General features: G+C 55.8%; 13 protein-coding genes and 2 tRNA genes. 4 read left to right on the top strand and 11 right to left on the bottom strand.

Annotated elements, in window-relative coordinates; translation table 11 throughout:
• Positions 1-7: 7 nt before the first annotated feature.
• On the bottom strand, positions 8-727 hold the full coding sequence (locus AC0IXH_RS03905) for a glutamine amidotransferase (RefSeq protein ID WP_346566769.1): 720 nt from the start codon (positions 725-727) through the stop codon (positions 8-10).
• Positions 728-947: 220 nt separating this feature from the next.
• Here AC0IXH_RS03905 and AC0IXH_RS03900 point away from each other — a divergent pair, with 220 nt between their 5' ends.
• Positions 948-1,835 carry a DMT family transporter gene (locus AC0IXH_RS03900; protein WP_013202632.1) on the top strand — a complete coding sequence of 296 codons (888 nt, stop codon included), beginning with the start codon at positions 948-950 and terminating at the stop codon, positions 1,833-1,835.
• Between the two features lie 59 nt (positions 1,836-1,894).
• Positions 1,895-3,265 carry a CoA transferase gene (locus AC0IXH_RS03895; protein ID WP_471720007.1) on the top strand — a complete coding sequence of 457 codons (1,371 nt, stop codon included), beginning with the start codon at positions 1,895-1,897 and terminating at the stop codon, positions 3,263-3,265.
• Positions 3,266-3,342: 77 nt separating this feature from the next.
• Here the strand turns inward: AC0IXH_RS03895 and AC0IXH_RS03890 are convergent, their stop codons facing one another.
• Genes AC0IXH_RS03890 through ghrA form a run of 3 tightly spaced genes read right to left on the bottom strand, consistent with a single transcriptional unit; the run spans position 3,343 to position 5,665 of the window.
• A complete protein-coding gene (locus AC0IXH_RS03890; protein ID WP_013202634.1) occupies positions 3,343-3,897 on the bottom strand; it encodes a TorD/DmsD family molecular chaperone in 555 nt (184 codons plus the stop codon).
• Between the two features lie 36 nt (positions 3,898-3,933).
• A complete protein-coding gene (locus tag AC0IXH_RS03885) occupies positions 3,934-4,671 on the bottom strand; it encodes a phosphatase (protein ID WP_013202635.1) in 738 nt (245 codons plus the stop codon).
• 52 nt (positions 4,672-4,723) lie between these two features.
• Positions 4,724-5,665 carry a glyoxylate/hydroxypyruvate reductase GhrA gene (gene ghrA, locus AC0IXH_RS03880; protein WP_471720006.1) on the bottom strand — a complete coding sequence of 314 codons (942 nt, stop codon included), beginning with the start codon at positions 5,663-5,665 and terminating at the stop codon, positions 4,724-4,726.
• A gap of 295 nt (positions 5,666-5,960) precedes the next feature.
• On the opposite strand from ghrA, the gene AC0IXH_RS03875 reads away from it, so the two are divergent.
• Positions 5,961-6,048, top strand: a tRNA-Ser gene (locus AC0IXH_RS03875).
• 560 nt (positions 6,049-6,608) lie between these two features.
• Here AC0IXH_RS03875 and AC0IXH_RS03870 read toward each other — a convergent pair.
• The gene (locus AC0IXH_RS03870; protein ID WP_471720005.1) at positions 6,609-7,769 is read right to left on the bottom strand and encodes a low temperature requirement protein A; all 1,161 of its coding nucleotides are present in this window, start codon (positions 7,767-7,769) and stop codon (positions 6,609-6,611) included.
• A 67-nt stretch (positions 7,770-7,836) separates the two neighbouring features.
• On the bottom strand, positions 7,837-9,243 hold the full coding sequence (gene phoA, locus AC0IXH_RS03865) for an alkaline phosphatase (RefSeq protein ID WP_471720004.1): 1,407 nt from the start codon (positions 9,241-9,243) through the stop codon (positions 7,837-7,839).
• Positions 9,244-9,488: 245 nt separating this feature from the next.
• Between phoA and AC0IXH_RS03860 the strand changes: the two genes are divergently transcribed.
• Positions 9,489-9,576: transfer RNA gene (locus tag AC0IXH_RS03860), tRNA-Ser, on the top strand.
• A 270-nt stretch (positions 9,577-9,846) separates the two neighbouring features.
• On the opposite strand, the gene phoH is transcribed toward AC0IXH_RS03860, so the two are convergent.
• The 5 genes from phoH to putP form a co-directional block, all read right to left on the bottom strand.
• Complete coding sequence (phoH, locus tag AC0IXH_RS03855) at positions 9,847-10,635, bottom strand: phosphate starvation-inducible protein PhoH (protein WP_013202639.1); 789 nt, start codon at positions 10,633-10,635, stop codon at positions 9,847-9,849.
• Positions 10,636-11,208: 573 nt separating this feature from the next.
• The gene (efeB, locus tag AC0IXH_RS03850) at positions 11,209-12,492 is read right to left on the bottom strand and encodes an iron uptake transporter deferrochelatase/peroxidase subunit (RefSeq protein ID WP_134824371.1); all 1,284 of its coding nucleotides are present in this window, start codon (positions 12,490-12,492) and stop codon (positions 11,209-11,211) included.
• 6 nt (positions 12,493-12,498) lie between these two features.
• Positions 12,499-13,623: an iron uptake system protein EfeO gene (efeO, locus tag AC0IXH_RS03845; RefSeq protein WP_013202641.1), complete on the bottom strand. Its 1,125-nt coding sequence runs from the start codon at positions 13,621-13,623 to the stop codon at positions 12,499-12,501.
• Between the two features lie 53 nt (positions 13,624-13,676).
• Positions 13,677-14,510, bottom strand: a complete 834-nt coding sequence (efeU, locus tag AC0IXH_RS03840) for an iron uptake transporter permease EfeU (protein WP_013202642.1) — start codon at positions 14,508-14,510, stop codon at positions 13,677-13,679.
• Between the two features lie 228 nt (positions 14,511-14,738).
• Entirely contained in the window at positions 14,739-16,223 is a 1,485-nt protein-coding gene (putP, locus tag AC0IXH_RS03835) for a sodium/proline symporter PutP (protein WP_471720003.1), read from the bottom strand.
• Positions 16,224-16,469 lie beyond the last annotated feature (246 nt).

Below are 16,469 nucleotides of genomic sequence, written 5' to 3'. Positions count from 1 at the left end.
GGGTAAATCAGGCCAGCTTGCTGGCCTGACGATGCTGATGCCAGAAGGTTTGCAGCAGCTGCAACGGCGTGGCCGGCTCCTGCTGATGCGCCATCAGGCTACTGATTTCACTATTCTGGCTGCTTTGCAGACAGGCGGTCATGATGGTGCCGGTAAATTCCGGATGAAACTGCACCGAAAGCGCCTGCGGGGTGTAACGGATAATCTGACAGTCATCCTGTGCGGACGCGGCCAGCACCTGCGCGCCCGGCGGCGGCTGCAGCACCGACTGACGATGGGACAGCCACGCGGAGAAGTGCGTCGGCAGCTGGCTCAGTAACGGATCGCTGGCGGAGCAGGCGTTCATCTCCAGCTGTTGCAGACCGCGTTCCCAGCCGCGTGGATTATCATCCACCCGCCCGCCCAGCGCGTAAGCCATCAGCTGATGACCGTAACAGACGCCGAGCAGCGGTAAGCCCTGCTCGACCGCGCTGCGGATCCAGGCCGCGCTGCGCTCGCTCCATTCGGCGTGATCGGTCACCATTGCCCAGGAGCCGCTCAGCACCGCGGCGGCAACGGAACCGGCATCCGGCAGGGCTTCACCCAAATCCGGGCGGATCACCACATATTCGCCGGGTTGCAGGCCCAGAGCGGCAACAAACCAGTGCTGTTGTTCACCAACGCGATCGATGACCGCGTCAGGCGGGGTTTCAAACTGAATGATGGCTAACGGAAGTGCAGAACGCATAGCGGGAAGTTATCCTTAATGATTATCAACATGCACCTGACGACAGGGATCTGAAGATTATGATGGCATGTTGACGGTCGGCTGTCTCATCACTTTTTCTGAGGGCAGTAAAACAAATTCAGCTAACGCCCGGTGCGAAATAAATTGCCTGAGCCCGCTTAATTTAGCGGCAATTCATGCCATGATAAAAAGGTGATCACACGCACAACAGGACAGTCTCGTGGCTTTGAGGCATTTTTTTCTTATTTTACTGGTAGTGACCCTTTGGGCGTTCAATAACGTTGCAATCAAATGGGGTCTGCTCGATCTTCCCCCGCTGTTTTTGACCCTGATGCGCTTTGTGGTTGTGGCGCTGATTTTGGTCCCGTTCACCCGCGTTAACCGCGCGCAGTTGCGCTATCTGGTGCCGCTGGCGTTTACCTTTGGCTTCCTGCACTTTTCACTGCTGTTTGTTGGCATGAAATACACCGATGCCGGAACCGGTGCAATTGTGGTACAGCTCGGCACGCCGTTTGCCATGCTGCTGGCAATGGTGATCCTCAAGGAGAAACTGTCGGTGGTGCAGATGACCGGCATTGCCGTCTCCCTGACCGGCGTGGTGGTGCTGGCCGGCAGCCCGACCATTCCTTCCTGGTGGGTGCTGTGTATCTTGCTGTGCAGCGCCGCGGGCTGGGCGATCAGCAATATGCTGGTGAAAAAATCCCCGCCGATCAAGCCGCTGACCATGACCGGCTGGCTCTGTTTCCTGGCGATCCCAATTGTCGGCCTCGCCTCCTGGGTGATGGAATCCAATCAGATCGACAGCCTGATCCACTCCAGCTGGCGCGGCTGGTTTGGCATTCTGTACAGCGCGATTTTCTCTTCGATTATCGCCTACTCGCTGTGGTACTGGCTGCTGCGCAGCTACAACGTCAATCTGATCATGCCGTATTCGCTGCTGACGCCGGTGCTGGCGGTGATTATGGGCGTGGTGGTGCTGGGCGACGAGATGAATATGTTCAAAATTATCGGCGCGCTGCTGGTGGTTGCCGGCACGGCCATCGCGGTCATTAATCTGCGTAATCTGCGCATGCACGCCCGTCTGCCAAAATTCCGCCGCCTGCGTTAACGCCAGGCAAAAAGCGGGGTTCATTGCTAAGGTGATAAGCATCATCCAAGGAGGACGCAATGGACAATGGGCTTACCACACACCTCTGGCAACAGCTTTGGCACGGGCTGCGCGCTGCCAGCGATGCCGTTCCTCAGGTCACCTTCCACGGGGACGCGCAACTCTGCTCGCTGTATCCGGTCACCGAACTGGCCGGCACCAGCATCGCACTGGCGATGCAGGCTGCGGCCGATCTGATTGGCAATCCGCATCCGCTTGAGGTGAATACCTCGCTGGCTTCACGCTGGTTCCAGCACAGCTTCCGCCCGATTAATCGCCCCGCGCCTGCCTTGTGGGACCCTTTTGCCGGCGATTATCCCACCGCGGATGGCTGGATCCGCCTGCATACCAATGCGCCCCATCATCGCGCGGCGATGGAAAGCGTGCTCGGTCAGCATGCCGATCGTGCCAGCCTTGCTGCCGCCGTCAACCAGTGGAATAAAACCGCACTGGAAGACGCGGTGGTCGCCGCCGGCGGCTGTGCGGCGGAGATGCGCAGCGTGGAGGCGTGGCAACAGCATCCGCAAGGCCAGGCCGTCCGGCGCGAAGCGTTGATCGAACAGGCGTTGCAGCCCGAAGGCCCAGCGCCCACGTGGCGCCTGTTCCCCGCGCGTCCGCTGCATGGCGTGCGCGTGCTGGATCTGACCCGCATCATCGCCGGCCCGGTGGCCACGCGATTTCTGGCCGGGCTGGGCGCGGAGATATTGCGGCTCGATCCGCCCGGTTGGGAAGAACCCTCGCTGGAAGAAGAGGTGACCCTGGGTAAGCGCTGCGCCAGGCTCGACCTGAAATCCGCGCAGGGACGCAAGCACTTTGAAGCCTTGCTGAGTCAGGCGGACGTGCTGGTGCATGGCTACCGTGCCGATGCGTTGAGCGCGCTTGGGTATGATGCGCAAACCCGGCAAAAACTGTCGCCGGGATTGGTGGACGTCAGCCTGAATGCGTGGGGATGGACCGGCCCATGGCGCAATCGCCGTGGCTTCGACAGCCTGGTACAAATGGGATGCGGCATTGCCGACAGCGGCCGCCAGTGGAAACAGCGCGATGCGCCCTCGCCGCTGCCGGTGCAGGCGCTGGATCATGCCACCGGTTATCTGATGGCAGCCGCGGTGCTGGAAGGCTTGCGCCAGCGACTGCTGCACAATACCGGCTATACCGCCCGCCTGTCGCTGGCCAGAACTGCCTGCCTGTTGACCGACAATCCGTATCCAGAAAGTGAACAACCGCAGGGTTTGGGCCCGCTTAAGCCACAGGATGAAAACGTCGAGATTGAAATCACCCCGTGGGGCATGGGCTATCGCCTGCGTTCGCCAGTGTGGTTACCCGGCACCCCGTTGATCTGGTCACGAGCGGCGTCGCGGTTGGGATCGGCCAACGCGGAGTGGCAGTAACGCAGTAAAAAGCCCGCCGGTCGCTAATGGGCTACCGGCGGGCTTACGTCAGGTTATGGCTCAGGCTGGAACAGGGCTCAGACGTCCCCTTCTTCTTCCAGTTCGTCACGCATCGCCTGAATCGCTTCGCGGCTTAACGCGGCCAGCGTGCGGTAAAACGCGGTGGTGGCATGGGCTTCAACTTTGCCCAGGAACTGACCCACCCACGGCAATAAATACTCATCAAACAGCGTCACCTGCGCCTGCACTTCATCCGCCGCAGACTGGTCTTCCAGCCATGAAGCGGCCAGCAGCAGCGCACCAATATGATCGGCTGGGCCTTCGCCTAACGGCATACCGCGGCTTTGCAGGAAGCCACGCACGTCGCTCTCCTGCGGGCCGTTATCCCAATGCGATCCGTACGGCGGCACTTTGCAGTCGCTGCCGACAAACAGCGCGTTGTAATCCCCCGCCAGCGCCTGCGGGTCGCTGTTTTCCTGCAGGCGGATCAATAGCTCATCCTGCTCCAGCGGCCAGTGCTGCTGCAGTTTGCCTTCACGCAACATCGTAAACAGCGGCACCAGCAACGGATCCTGCGGCTGGCGGTTGTACAGCGAGCCAAGAATACGGCAGATGATAGAGAATTCATTCATGACGGTCAGTCCATTCAGAGGTTAATTGTGACAATGTCACATATCAGCAAATTCAGCAATTTTGGTGCCGGTACGCAGCTCGAGGAAATCCAGCAAGCGGCGAGGAGTGACATTTAATACGCGATCTTCCGGGAAATCCACTTCCTTCATAATCCGCAGGCAGTGTTCGAAGTTGCCGAGGGTAAACGCAGTATGGGAATCCGATCCGCAGGAGATCCATCCGCCGGCATCGCGCACCGCCGCGACGATTGCGCGGCAGTTAGGTTCGCTGCCCGGGCGGGAATGAGTAAAGGAGGAGTTGTTCAACTCCAGCGCGACGTTATATTTCGCCGCCGCTTCGGCAATAGCCGGGATATCGACCGGGTATTTCGGGTTGCCCGGATGGCTGATGATATGCACATTGCCACTGGCCATCGCCGCAATCATCGCTTCGGTATGCGTGGCCTTATCGCGCGGGGCGAACACCGGTTCATGGAAGCCCGCCACCACGATATCCACCGATCCCATCATCGGCCCGGTGCAGTCAATATCACCGTCGGTATTCTTGATGTTAGCCTCGATGCCGCGCAGAATGCCCACGCCATCCACCACACGTGGCCAGACGCGCATATTCACAAAGTGCCAGTAGTGCGGTGCATCGGCCATATCCGGGCCGTGATCGGTGATCGCCAGCAGTTTGACGCCACAGGTTTGCGCCTGCACCACGTAGTCGCGGAGTGTGCTGTAGGCATGAGTGCTGGCAACGGTATGCATATGAAGGTCAACGGGGTACATAACATTCTCCTTTAGGCTTAGGGCAAGAATAGCATTCCTGCCCCTGATTGACTTAATAACCGCGGGTCACGTCGACCAGACCGCCAGGCATTTCACCGGCGTCCAGGGTGGCGATCGATTTCGCGATAGAGTCCATAGCTTCGTCTGGCAAGGTTACAGCGGCATTATGCGGCGTGATGGCAATATCCGGATGCGTCCAGAACGGATGGGAAGTATCGAGCGGTTCACGTACGAAGACGTCCAGCGCGGCGGCTTTGACCTCACCGGCTTCGATCGCCGCCAGCAGATCGTCTTCGACCAGATGCGCACCACGGGCGAGGTTAAGCAAGAATGCCTGCGGTTTAAGTTGGCTAAGCAAGCTGCGGTTCAGGATCCCTTCGGTCTGTGGCGTGTTGGGCAACAGGTTAATCAGCACCTGGCTGCCGGCCAGGAATTCGCCCAGCTGTTCCGCGCCATGGAAACTGGTGACACCCGGCAAGTCTTTTGGTGAGCGGCTCCAGCAACGCACCGGGAAGCCCCAAATCTTCAGGCTTTCTGCCACGCTCTGCCCCAGTACGCCCGCGCCCAGAATACCGATGCTGAAATTTTTGCGGCTGTAGTTAGGCAGGTGTTGCCACAGCGACTGTGCCTTCTGCTGTTGATATTCCGTGAAGCGACGGAACCAGCCTAAAACATGGTAAACAGCGTATTCCTGCATCTGTCGGCCCATGCCGGTGTCTTCCAGGCGGAATAGCGGCACCTCTTTAGCCAGCATTTCAGGATGTTGGCGCAGCTGGCCGAGAATATCATCCACGCCCGCGCCGAGCGCGAATACTGCTCTCAGTCCTTTACGGCCTTGCAGCATATCGACAGGAGGCTGGCGCACCAGCGCAAAGTCGGCAGGCGCATCATCGCCGGGTGTCCATTGGCGGATACGGGCGTCGGGCAGGCGTTGTTGCAGGCCGTCGATCCAGGTTTCTGCATTAAATGACGGATGGTAAAAAATGATATCCACGTTTGCTCTCCTGTTTTTTCTCAAGGCTCGGGGAAAACAGCGCGTCTGGCAAGCAAAAATTGTTGCGATACCAATAGTATCGCGATGAAGTATTCGTCAGGATCGGCAATGGACGTATGGGGTTATTAACAGCGGATAGGCCGTTTCGTTGTGGTTAGTGGGGATTTTGGTGATTTAAGCAGCAAACTGCTGCAAAACTGGCTAAACGCGCAGAAAAGTGGAGAAAGGGAGTTGACCGCGGCAGCGCTTTTGCCTACATTAGCGCCCGTCAGCAACCTTGTTGCGACAACAATATGGTGAGGTGTCCGAGTGGCTGAAGGAGCACGCCTGGAAAGTGTGTATACGGCAACGTATCGAGGGTTCGAACCCCTCTCTCACCACCATATTTAAAGAAGAGTCTGAACATACGTTCAGACTTTTTTTTTGCATAGAATTCAGGAGAGAGGGGTGAGAAGCCTCGACGAATAAAGTCTGAAGTTAGGGTAAGTCGCCTGCTAACTGTGGTGGCAGGTCAGGGAGAGAAGGTTGAACGCAAAGTCGCCGTGAACCCATCCCTGGGGGCTCAGCGGCGACATCCCTGTCGCCGATGCTTTGCTTATCAACCTTCTCTCCCTTCCCCTAAGCTTCAGTATCGAATGCTTGATTGTGGACACACAGGTCAAAACCCTCTTCGATGCATTCCTTTGATTTGTGCGTCCACCAGTCCACCCATCGACACCAATGCTATAAGGTGGCGGCTCAGAGCGCCTTAGCCGAGTGTCTGCGGCAGGGATGCCGCAGCCAAGCCTCCAGGGATGGATTCACGGCGTCTCGGATAAGGCGCTCTGTGCCGACGCCGTGCCACCCAACCCGGTGTTGACCTCCGCAATGCCGACGCCCTACCACCCGACCCGGTGTTGACCTCAGTAATGCCGACGCCGTGCCACCCAACCCGATGTTGACCTTAAGCCACTCCCTTCCCCCGCGATATGCTTTCCCATCCGGCGACGGCGATCATCACCACTGTTGTTAATCCGTTAATCATCAGCCTGTCGGTGATAAAACAAACCGGTAACAGCGCCAACAGAGCCACCATTCCGGCAATGTGCGAAAGCGGGAAACGCCGGTACACCATGGTTTTATAAATGCCGTTGGCGGCCAGATAGGCGGCGGGACCCAATAACAAAACCGCTATTGCGCTGGCATCCATATGCCCGTCGGGATGGACGATCACCAACTCGTTCGCCACCGCACAAACGATAATCGCACCGACCAATACCACATGCACATAATGATAACAGGCACCCATTTGCCCCGGGTTTTCCGACTGCTGGATCGCATGACTGCCCGCCTTACTGCTGGTGTCAAAATAAACCCACCACATCGCCAGACTGCCGAGAAATGCCACCAATGAGGCTATGATCACCGGCGCATCCCAACGCTCCAGCTCACTCAATGTCGCGCCAGTGATCAGAATGGTCTCCCCTAACGCCACAATCACAAATAGCTGACTGCGCTCCGCCAGATGATGGCCCTCAATCGTCCACTCGCTGGACGTATTTGAACGCCCTAACACTGGCAACCAGAAACCTATCATCGGCGAAATGTAGGTACAGGCAATGGCGATCGCCCACCACACCATCCGCCCATTCCCCTCTACAACACCGCCAATCAGCCAAAACACCGCGGAAATCACCATCCAGCCTAAGATGCGCTGAAAGTTACGTTGTAACAGATGATTGTCCGGCAACCAGAACAACGTCACCGCCGCACGGCCAACCTGCATCGAAATGTAGAATAAGGCAAACACCAATCCCCTTTCGCCAAAGGCTTCAGGCAAGGCTGAGGACGCAAACAGCCCCAGCAACATAATGGCGAACAACAACAGACGGATTTGCCGGGTTTCCGGATCGAACCAGTTGGTGACCCAGGCGGTATATTGCCAGGCCAGCCAGACGGCAAACCACAGCAACAGCGTCTGCAACGCGCCGACCAGCGTCAGATGATGCAGCAAATAGTGGGAAAGTTGGGTAACGGCGAAGACGTAAATCAGATCGAACAGTAATTCAGAAAACGACACGGTGGCGCCCTGACCATCGCGTACACGTAACAAGCTCTGCCGCATGACATTATTCCTGAAGGGGAGTCGCTGATTCAGCTTAGCGAAGCTCCCCCAGGCTAACCAGAAAAAGTTACTGGATTTCCATCGCCGATTTCAGCGTGTAGAACAGATCGGTCTGATCGGTCAGCCCGACAACGTTAGCCGCATGTGGACCGTAAGCAGCAATACGCAACTGCGTGCCGGTGTGGCCCTGAGAATCCTCCTCAGAATTGCCGTAACTGAGGGTCATAAACCCCCCCTCTTTGGTCTTCAGCGTTTGCGTCAGGCCAGGCGCTTTGCTGTCATTGGCAACGATCTGGCTGGAGTGCGCATGGTCAGCCGTCACAATCACCAGCGTGTTACCGTCTTTACGGGCAAACTCCAGCGCCCTCTGTACCGCCTCGTCCAGATCGACCGTCTCACCAATCTGACCACATGGGTTGGCAGCGTGATCCTGCTTATCTATCGACGCGCCTTCAACCTGCAGGAAAAAGCCATTCTGGTCCTTGCTCAACAACGCAATTGCTTTGTCGGTCATCTGCGCCAACGTCGGCGTGGTTGCCGGACGTTCGGCATTCACTTCACAACTTATCGCCTTGTCTTCACCGTTGCCGTGATAAGTCGCTTTCGGCCCTTTCCAACGTACCGGCATGTTGCCCTGAGCAAACAGACCTAACACCGGTTTGTCCTGATTCGCCTCGGTAATGGCCGTCATGCCGTTAAGATCGCTGACCCACTGATAACCCCGCAGCTTAGCCTGCTCTTCCAGCGTCTTGCCTTGCCACTCGCCGGCTTTCGCGGTTTCGCTGAAGGTTTTACCGCCGCCGCCGAGCGTCACATCCGCACGGGCATTCAGCAGCTGCTCAGCAATCGATCCCCTGCCGCCTTTTTCTAACGCATTGGCGGCGCATAGCTCGCTGGTTTTTTCCGGGCCATAACACTTACGCGAAGTGACATGGGCGATCTGCGCCGCTGGCGTCGCATCTTCCAGCTCAGCGGTTGAGACGTTGCCCGTTGCTTTACCCGCTGCTTTCGCCATTTCCATAATGGTTGGGTGATCGATGCCGTTAACGTCCACGCCGATTGCGCCATTATACGATTTCACCCCGGTGCTCCACGCGGTGGCTGATGCGGCAGAGTCAGTGACGTAATCCGGTTTATGGGTTTTCTTGTCCAGCGCGTAATGCGTGTATTGCCCGGTTAGCGGCAGCGCATCAATCCCTTTAAAAAAGCCGCCCGCGCCCTCGGCATAGTTACGTGCTGCGGTAATTTCAGAGTCGCCCATACCATCGCCAATCAACAGGATTACGTTTTTGGCTTTATTGCTGTTCAGCGAGGCTTTCAGCGCGTCGGTCTGGTCACCGGTCAAGCGACGGGCACCGCCAGGCTGGGTGATGTCGCCCTGCGCGGCCCGGGTGTAAGTGGCGATATCGGCGATGGCGGAGGAAGAGATAACAGAGGCAACCAAAGACAGGGTAAACAGGCTTTTAACGTTCATAAACTCAAGGCTCCATGAGTAAGTTTTGCTAAACATTTCAGGGAGCCAGTCTGCGACACAACCATGACATTTTTGTGTTTAGTTGATGTCAGTTTTATGACCTGATTTTTGTGAACTTTCTGGATAAATCAGTGAGTGGATTGAGGATAAGCTGATAGAAGCAAAGAAAATTCTGCTTGACCGCTTCCCTGCGACTGCCTATAGTAGCGCCCCGTCGCCCCTCTGGGACACAGCAGTAAAAATATGGTGAGGTGTCCGAGTGGCTGAAGGAGCACGCCTGGAAAGTGTGTATACGGCAACGTATCGAGGGTTCGAACCCCTCTCTCACCACCATATTCGAAGAAGAGTCTGAACTTACGTTCAGACTTTTTTTTTGCATAAAATTCAGGAGAGAGGGGTGAGAAGCCTCGACAGGGTTCGACAAAACGGCAGGACAGCCGTTTTGCACAGCTCTGCTGCCCAAAGGGCGAGGCACAGGGATGTGCCTCGTGATCCCCCTCTCTCACCACCATATTCAAAGAAGAGTCTGAACTTACGTTCAGACTTTTTTTTGCATAAAAAAGCCCGGACTTTCATCCGGGCTCGGTTCAGCTAGTCAGATTCTTAGCCGTAAGCGAGAAGCGTACGCTGGCAGAGCTGTGAACGTACGCAATCTTCTTTCTCGAAACGCACCACGCTGACCATGTCGTCGTCCTCGAAGCGAGATAGCGCATCGCTGAGACCCGACTTCACATGGGACGGCAAATCACACTGTGTGATATCGCCGTTCACAATCACGGTGACGTTTTCCCCAAGGCGTGTCAGAAACATCTTCATCTGAGCGGCGGTGACGTTTTGCGCCTCATCAAGGATCACCACGGCATTTTCAAACGTTCGTCCACGCATATAAGCGAAGGGAGCGATCTCCACTTTGCCAATTTCGGGACGCAGACAATACTGCATAAAGGAAGAGCCCAGACGTTTAACCAGAACGTCATACACTGGCCGGAAGTACGGAGCGAATTTTTCTGAGATATCTCCAGGGAGGAATCCCAAATCCTCATCCGCCTGCAACACCGGACGCGTAACAATAATCCTGTCAACATCCTTATGAATCAGGGCCTCAGCCGCTTTCGCTGCGCTGATCCAGGTTTTACCGCAACCGGCTTCGCCTGTGGCAAAGATCAGTTGTTTGCTTTCTATGGCTTTAAGATAGTGCGCCTGAGCTTCATTTCGGGCTTCAATCGGGGAATGGTCACGGGTATCACGCGCCATGCCAATTGACTCTAACCCACCCATCTGCACCAGCGAGGTGACCGATTCTTCTTCACGCTGACGGTGACTGCGTGAATCGCTACGAAGCACACGTTTTGCTTCACGACGCGCTTTGATCACTGCTTTCTGTCTTCCCATAGTGGCACCTTACAGTTGGTTTCATTTCCCGCACCTGCAAATCGATGCGATTACGTGAACGCTTTAGAGGTTTCGGTGGCTTCCTTTTAAGCCTTGTCTGGCCATTGTGTTAGCGCATAGCCGTGTTTGAGCGCAGCTGTGCACCGGTTTGAAAAAGAAAGAAGTTGGCCGTTAGAATATAAAAGAGAAGAGAAAGTTGAAGCGGGAGTAGCGCCCTCGCATGGAGCCGCGAAACTTTGTTTATGGTACATCTGTCCGTTACAACACTTTACCATTCGCGATCTCCGTGGTGGACATGTCAACACTTTAAACACCCGCTGTTAATAAGGTGCTACAGATCTCAGGATCAATGCAACATCTATTTTACGTCTGACGTAACATTTTATCGGTTAATAGCCCGCACCCTGGCTGTGAGAAATTAAATAATGAAGTAATTCAACGAGATGGATTTTTCTTACGGGTTTTTCTGAATCGATAAATGCACTGGGAGGAGGAAAAAGGGGTGAAAAAAATAACTGATTAAAAAATAACCTCCCGCTTCACAACGAAGCAGAAGGTTCTTTAATGAAACTATCAGGCTTCCAGCAAAGACTGCCCAAGATAATGCTTATCATCCTGGACACCGGGTAGCACAAAGAAATATCCCCCGCCAATCGGCTTGATATATTCCTCGAGGGCTTCACCGTTCAGTCTTTTTTGCACGCTGAGAAAACCTTTTTCTAAATCATGCTGATAACAAACGAACAACAGGCCCATTTCCAGCTGACCCGCGTTTGATACCCCCGCCGAATAGCTGTAGCCGCGACGCAGCATTAAATTGCTCTGCGTTTCTGGCGTACGGGGATTTGCCAGACGAATATGGGCATCCAGCGGCGTGACGTTGCCATCAGGATCGCTGGCATAGTCAGGCACATCATGCTCGTTCTGCATCCCTAACGGTGCACCGCTGTGCTTCACGCGACCAAAGATCGTCTCCTGCTCGCGCAGTGGCGTACGATCCCAGAACTCAACGTGGAACTGGATAATCCTCGCCGCCTGATAGCTGCCGCCCACGGTCCAGGCCGGTTCGCCCTGCCCGGCGGTGACCCACAGAATCGAGTCCATCAGCGGCTGGTTAGTGGTATCCGGATTCGCCGTACCGTCCTTGAAGCCCAACAGATTGATTGGCGTCTCCTTGCCCTTGCTGCGCGCAGCATGGTCAGAGATAAAACCTTCACGACGCCAGCGCACGCTAAGCAGATCCGGCGAATGCTTGATGATATCGCGCAGGGCATGGATCACCGTGTCATTGGTGTTGGCACAGATTTGCAGCAGCAGATCGCCGTGGCACAAACGGGCATCCAACGCATCGTTAGGAAAACGCGTCATCGCCTGTAACTTCACCGGCTTGTGCGCCTGTAACCCATAGCGCTCGTCAAACAGCGAATGCCCCACCGACACCGTAATGGTCAGATTATCCGGGTAAATATCATCTCCCAGAATGCCGGAATCCATTGGCGGTAAGCGTGGATTGGTCACCAGCGGCGCTTTGCCGCCTTTGGTCAGGAAGGCAATGCGATCGTTGAGCAAGCGGAACAACCGTTGCAAATCCGCTTTGTCGGTCGCCAAAACGTCAAAGGCTACGATCATCATCGCAGCCTGTTGAGGTGTGGTTACGCCCGCCTGATGCAGACCATAGAACGGCTGTGCTTCCTGTCTTGCTGAAGGCGACAAGGCGCCTGGCGAGAAGGATTTATCATCCGGTGCCGCATGCACCGGACAGCCACCACTTACAGCAAAGGCCCCCCCAAGGATGCCCATGCCTTTTAATAAACGACGACGCGACGGCAGTGCCGCGTCATCCACAGATTTTGCCATTTACAGTTAATCCAGTCCCAGCGTTCCGCGCAGCTTAGCAAGGTCTTCCGCCAGTGTGGTGATCGGGCCTTTCATTGCATTGCGGTCAGCGTCAGTCAGCTTGTCATAAGATTCGTAACCGTCTTTGGTCCGGTATTTTGACAAGATGCCGTCCACTTTCTTGAAGTTCGCATCGATTTTCGCCAGCAGAGGCGCATCGGCCTTCTGCAGCATTGGACGGAGCAGGTTAACAATTTTCTGCGCGCCGTCAACGTTAGCCTGGAAATCCCACAGGTCAGTGCGGCTGTAACGATCTTCTTCGCCTGAGATTTTGCTGGAGGCCACTTCTTCAATCAGACCTGCCGCACCGCCAACTACTTTGCTTGGCGGGAAGGCCAGCTCGTCAATGCGCTTCTGCAGATCCAACACGTCGGTGTTCAGCTGAGTCGCAAAGGACTCCATGCCTTTGGTGCTCTTATCGCCCCACAGTGCTTTCTCAATGCGGTGGAAACCGGTGAACTTAGGATCTTCCGCTTTCTTCTCGAAATCGTCTTCACGGGCGTCGATGCTGCCATCCAGGTCGGAGAACAGTTCGGCAATTGGTTCGATGCGCTCGTAATGACGGCGGGTCGGTGCGTACAGCGCTTTGGCTTTTTCGATATCGCCCGCTTTCACCGCATCGGTAAAGGCTTTGGTGCCGGCAACCAGTTCCACCACTTCTTTGGTGACGTAGGTTTTGTATTCAGCAATCGGTCCGACCAACTGCATCACGTCCGGCTTTCCGTCAGAAGGCGCGTTAGTGCCCTTGACGATCAGCTTGCCTTTCGGGTTGCTTAACAGGCCGCAGGTCAGGTCATATTCACCGGCTTCCAGATTCGCCGTCAGCTTCTGGGTAAAGCCAGGCGCGATATTTTCACGCTCTTCGACCACCATCACCCCTTTCAGGATCTCCCACTCCAGCCCTTTCTGGCTGTTGTTCTGGATGATGAACTGGGTTTTACCCGCGTTCACCGTGACGTTCATTGGATCACACTGTTTGTCATTCACGCTGATTTTAACCTGTGGAATATCAGCGGCCATCGCAGCGGCAGAACCGGTCAGCAAAGTCACGAGCGCAGCATTCAGCGCGTGCTGGCGAAAACGAAGAGTCATAGTAAATCCCTGTGAAAAAGTTACGCGCCTGCAAAACAGGCGCGGACAAAGGCTTAGCGTGTGGTACGCACTGCCGTAGCCTGTGGACGCACTGGCATAAAGAACAGCAGCAGCGCAGGAACTAAATAGATAAACCAGACCGCCACTTCGCTGACGCTTGGCGTTTCCTGGTAGCCCAACATCCCTTCCAGCAGCGTACCGATAAGGGTGCTGGTGGAGAGCGTATTACTCATATCAAAGGCGATGTCCTGGAAATGATTCCACAGCCCGGCTTCGTGGAAGGCGCGGATTGCACCGGCGGCCAGACCGGCGGCCACAAACAGGATAAACAGGCTGGTCCACTTGAAGAAGGTCGCCAGGTTAAGACGCACGCCGCCCCAGTAGATCAGCATGCCGAGGATAATCGCGGTCGCCAGGCCCAGTATGGCGCCCAACGGTGGGCCAATGCCCACATCCTGTTGGAAGGCCGCGAGCAGGAAAAACACCGATTCGAGGCCTTCACGGGCAACCGCCAGGAACACCATCATAATCAGCGCCCAGCCGCTGCTTTTGCCCTTCTGCAACGCATTGTCCACGGCATCTTCCAGTTGGGCTTTCACGTTGCGGGACACTTTGCGCATCCAGAACACCATGTAGGTCAGGATACACACGGCCACCACGGCCACGATCCCTTCAAACAGCTCCTGCTCTTTCTGCGGGAATTCGCCGGTGGTTTCGTTGATAAAGTAGCCAACGCCAAGGCAGAGTGCGGCGGCAACAAACACGCCCACCCACATTGCGCCAAACCATTCACTGCGATGGGTACGCTTCAGGTAACTGGCGATCAGGCTGACAATCAGCGCGGCTTCCAGGCCTTCGCGTAACATGATGAGAAATGGAACAAACATGCCTACACCCTCGAGTGTGAAAGAATTTCAGTTGCGGTAAAGAAACGTAAATCAAAACGATATCGATTATCATTATCGGCAACGAAAAAACAAGAGGGATCGTGGGTATTTTCGCAATCTGCGAGAAGGGGCGCGGCGGTGCTGTAGCGGATACAAACGGGGCGTGCGAAGAGTCAATGGCAGTCAACCGACCGGGCGTCAGTGCGACGCCCGGTGGTAAACGCTGACTTATTTGGTGTTGTATTCGATTTCTGCTGCTTCGAAACGTTGCTGTGCCGCAGCGCTTGGCTCGCGGCCCATCAGGCTGACGATCCAAATTGCCAGGCTGGCGAACAGGAAGCCAGGGATGATTTCATACAGATCCAGCCAGCCGTACTGTTTCCAGATCAGTACGGTTGCCGCACCGATAATCATGCCTGCCAGCGCGCCGTTACGGGTCATACGCTTCCAAATCAGCGACAACAGCACCACCGGACCAAACGCCGCACCGAAGCCCGCCCAAGCGTAGCTTACCAGTCCCAACACGCGGTTCTCCGGGTTCGAGGCCAGCGCAATGGCGATCACCGCCACCAGCAGAACCATCAGGCGCCCTACCCACACCAGCTCACGCTGAGTGGCGTTTTTGCGCAGGAAGTTTTTGTACAAATCTTCCGTCAGTGCGCTTGAACACACCAGCAGCTGACAGCTCAGGGTCGACATCACCGCCGCCAGGATAGCGGAGAGCAGGATACCGGCAATCCACGGGTTAAACAGAATACGCGCCAGCTCAATAAAGATGCGCTCGCCGTTTTCAGATACACCCACGGCCTGCTCCGGATGGTTCTGGAAATACGCGATGCCGAAGAAGCCCACGGCAACCGCCCCACCCAGACACAGGATCATCCAGATCATGCCGATGCGGCGTGCACTGCGGATTGAGCGATGGGAATCAGCCGCCATAAAGCGCGCCAGAATATGGGGTTGCCCGAAGTAGCCCAGTCCCCAACCCAGCAGTGAAATCACCGCGACAAAGTTCAGGTTTTTCAGCATATCGAGGTTTTCGATACTCTTCGCTTCAATCACCTTAAGTGAATCGCTCAGCCCGCCGACGGCTAAAATCACCATCACCGGCGTCAGGATCAGCGCGAAGAACATCAGGCTGGCCTGCACGGTATCGGTCCAGCTGACGGCGAGGAAGCCGCCAACGAAGGTATAGATGATGGTGGCAGCAGCACCGGCCCACAGCGCGGTTTCATAACTCATGCCGAAGGTGCTTTCGAACAGACGCGCACCGGCAACGATGCCGGAAGCACAATAAATAGTGAAGAACACCAGGATCACCAGCGCTGAGATCACCCGCAGCATTTTGCTTTTGTCCTCGAAGCGACTGGAGAAGAAGTCTGGCAGGGTCAAGGCATTGTCGTGATGCTCGGTCTGCACGCGCAGACGCCCCGCGACAATTTTCCAGTTAAGGTAGGCGCCGATGGTCAGGCCGATGGCAATCCAGCTTTCTGAGATGCCCGACAGGAAAATCGCGCCAGGCAAACCCATCAACAGCCAGCCGCTCATATCCGATGCGCCCGCCGACAGCGCGGTGACCACGCTACCGAGGCTGCGACCGCCGAGGATGTAATCGTCGAAGTTTTTTGTAGACCGGTATGCAATAAAACCTATCAGCACCATGCCGAGGATATACACACAAAAGGTCACCATCATTGGTGTACTCAGAGTCATTCAGGTTCTCCACTTATTATTGTTTATGCGCAACCACCGGAGCTATCCGTAGTCACCGCTGGAACGTCGCGGCGCTACCTCCCTGGCTCAGCGCGGGGTATCCTGCCGTAAACCGCTTTGACGCACAAACGATTTAACACAGCAGTTACAGCAATTTCACCCTTCGTCACAGACGGCGTTTTAACAGGTTGCACTGGATCACATTTTAACCGGTTGCACCTGCGAGAAGCGTCCCTACAACCCAGG

The organism is Erwinia sp. AC075 (assembly GCF_979253995.1).
Note: the sequence above shows the minus strand (reverse complement) of the source record. Positions and strands in the feature narration are given on the sequence as shown.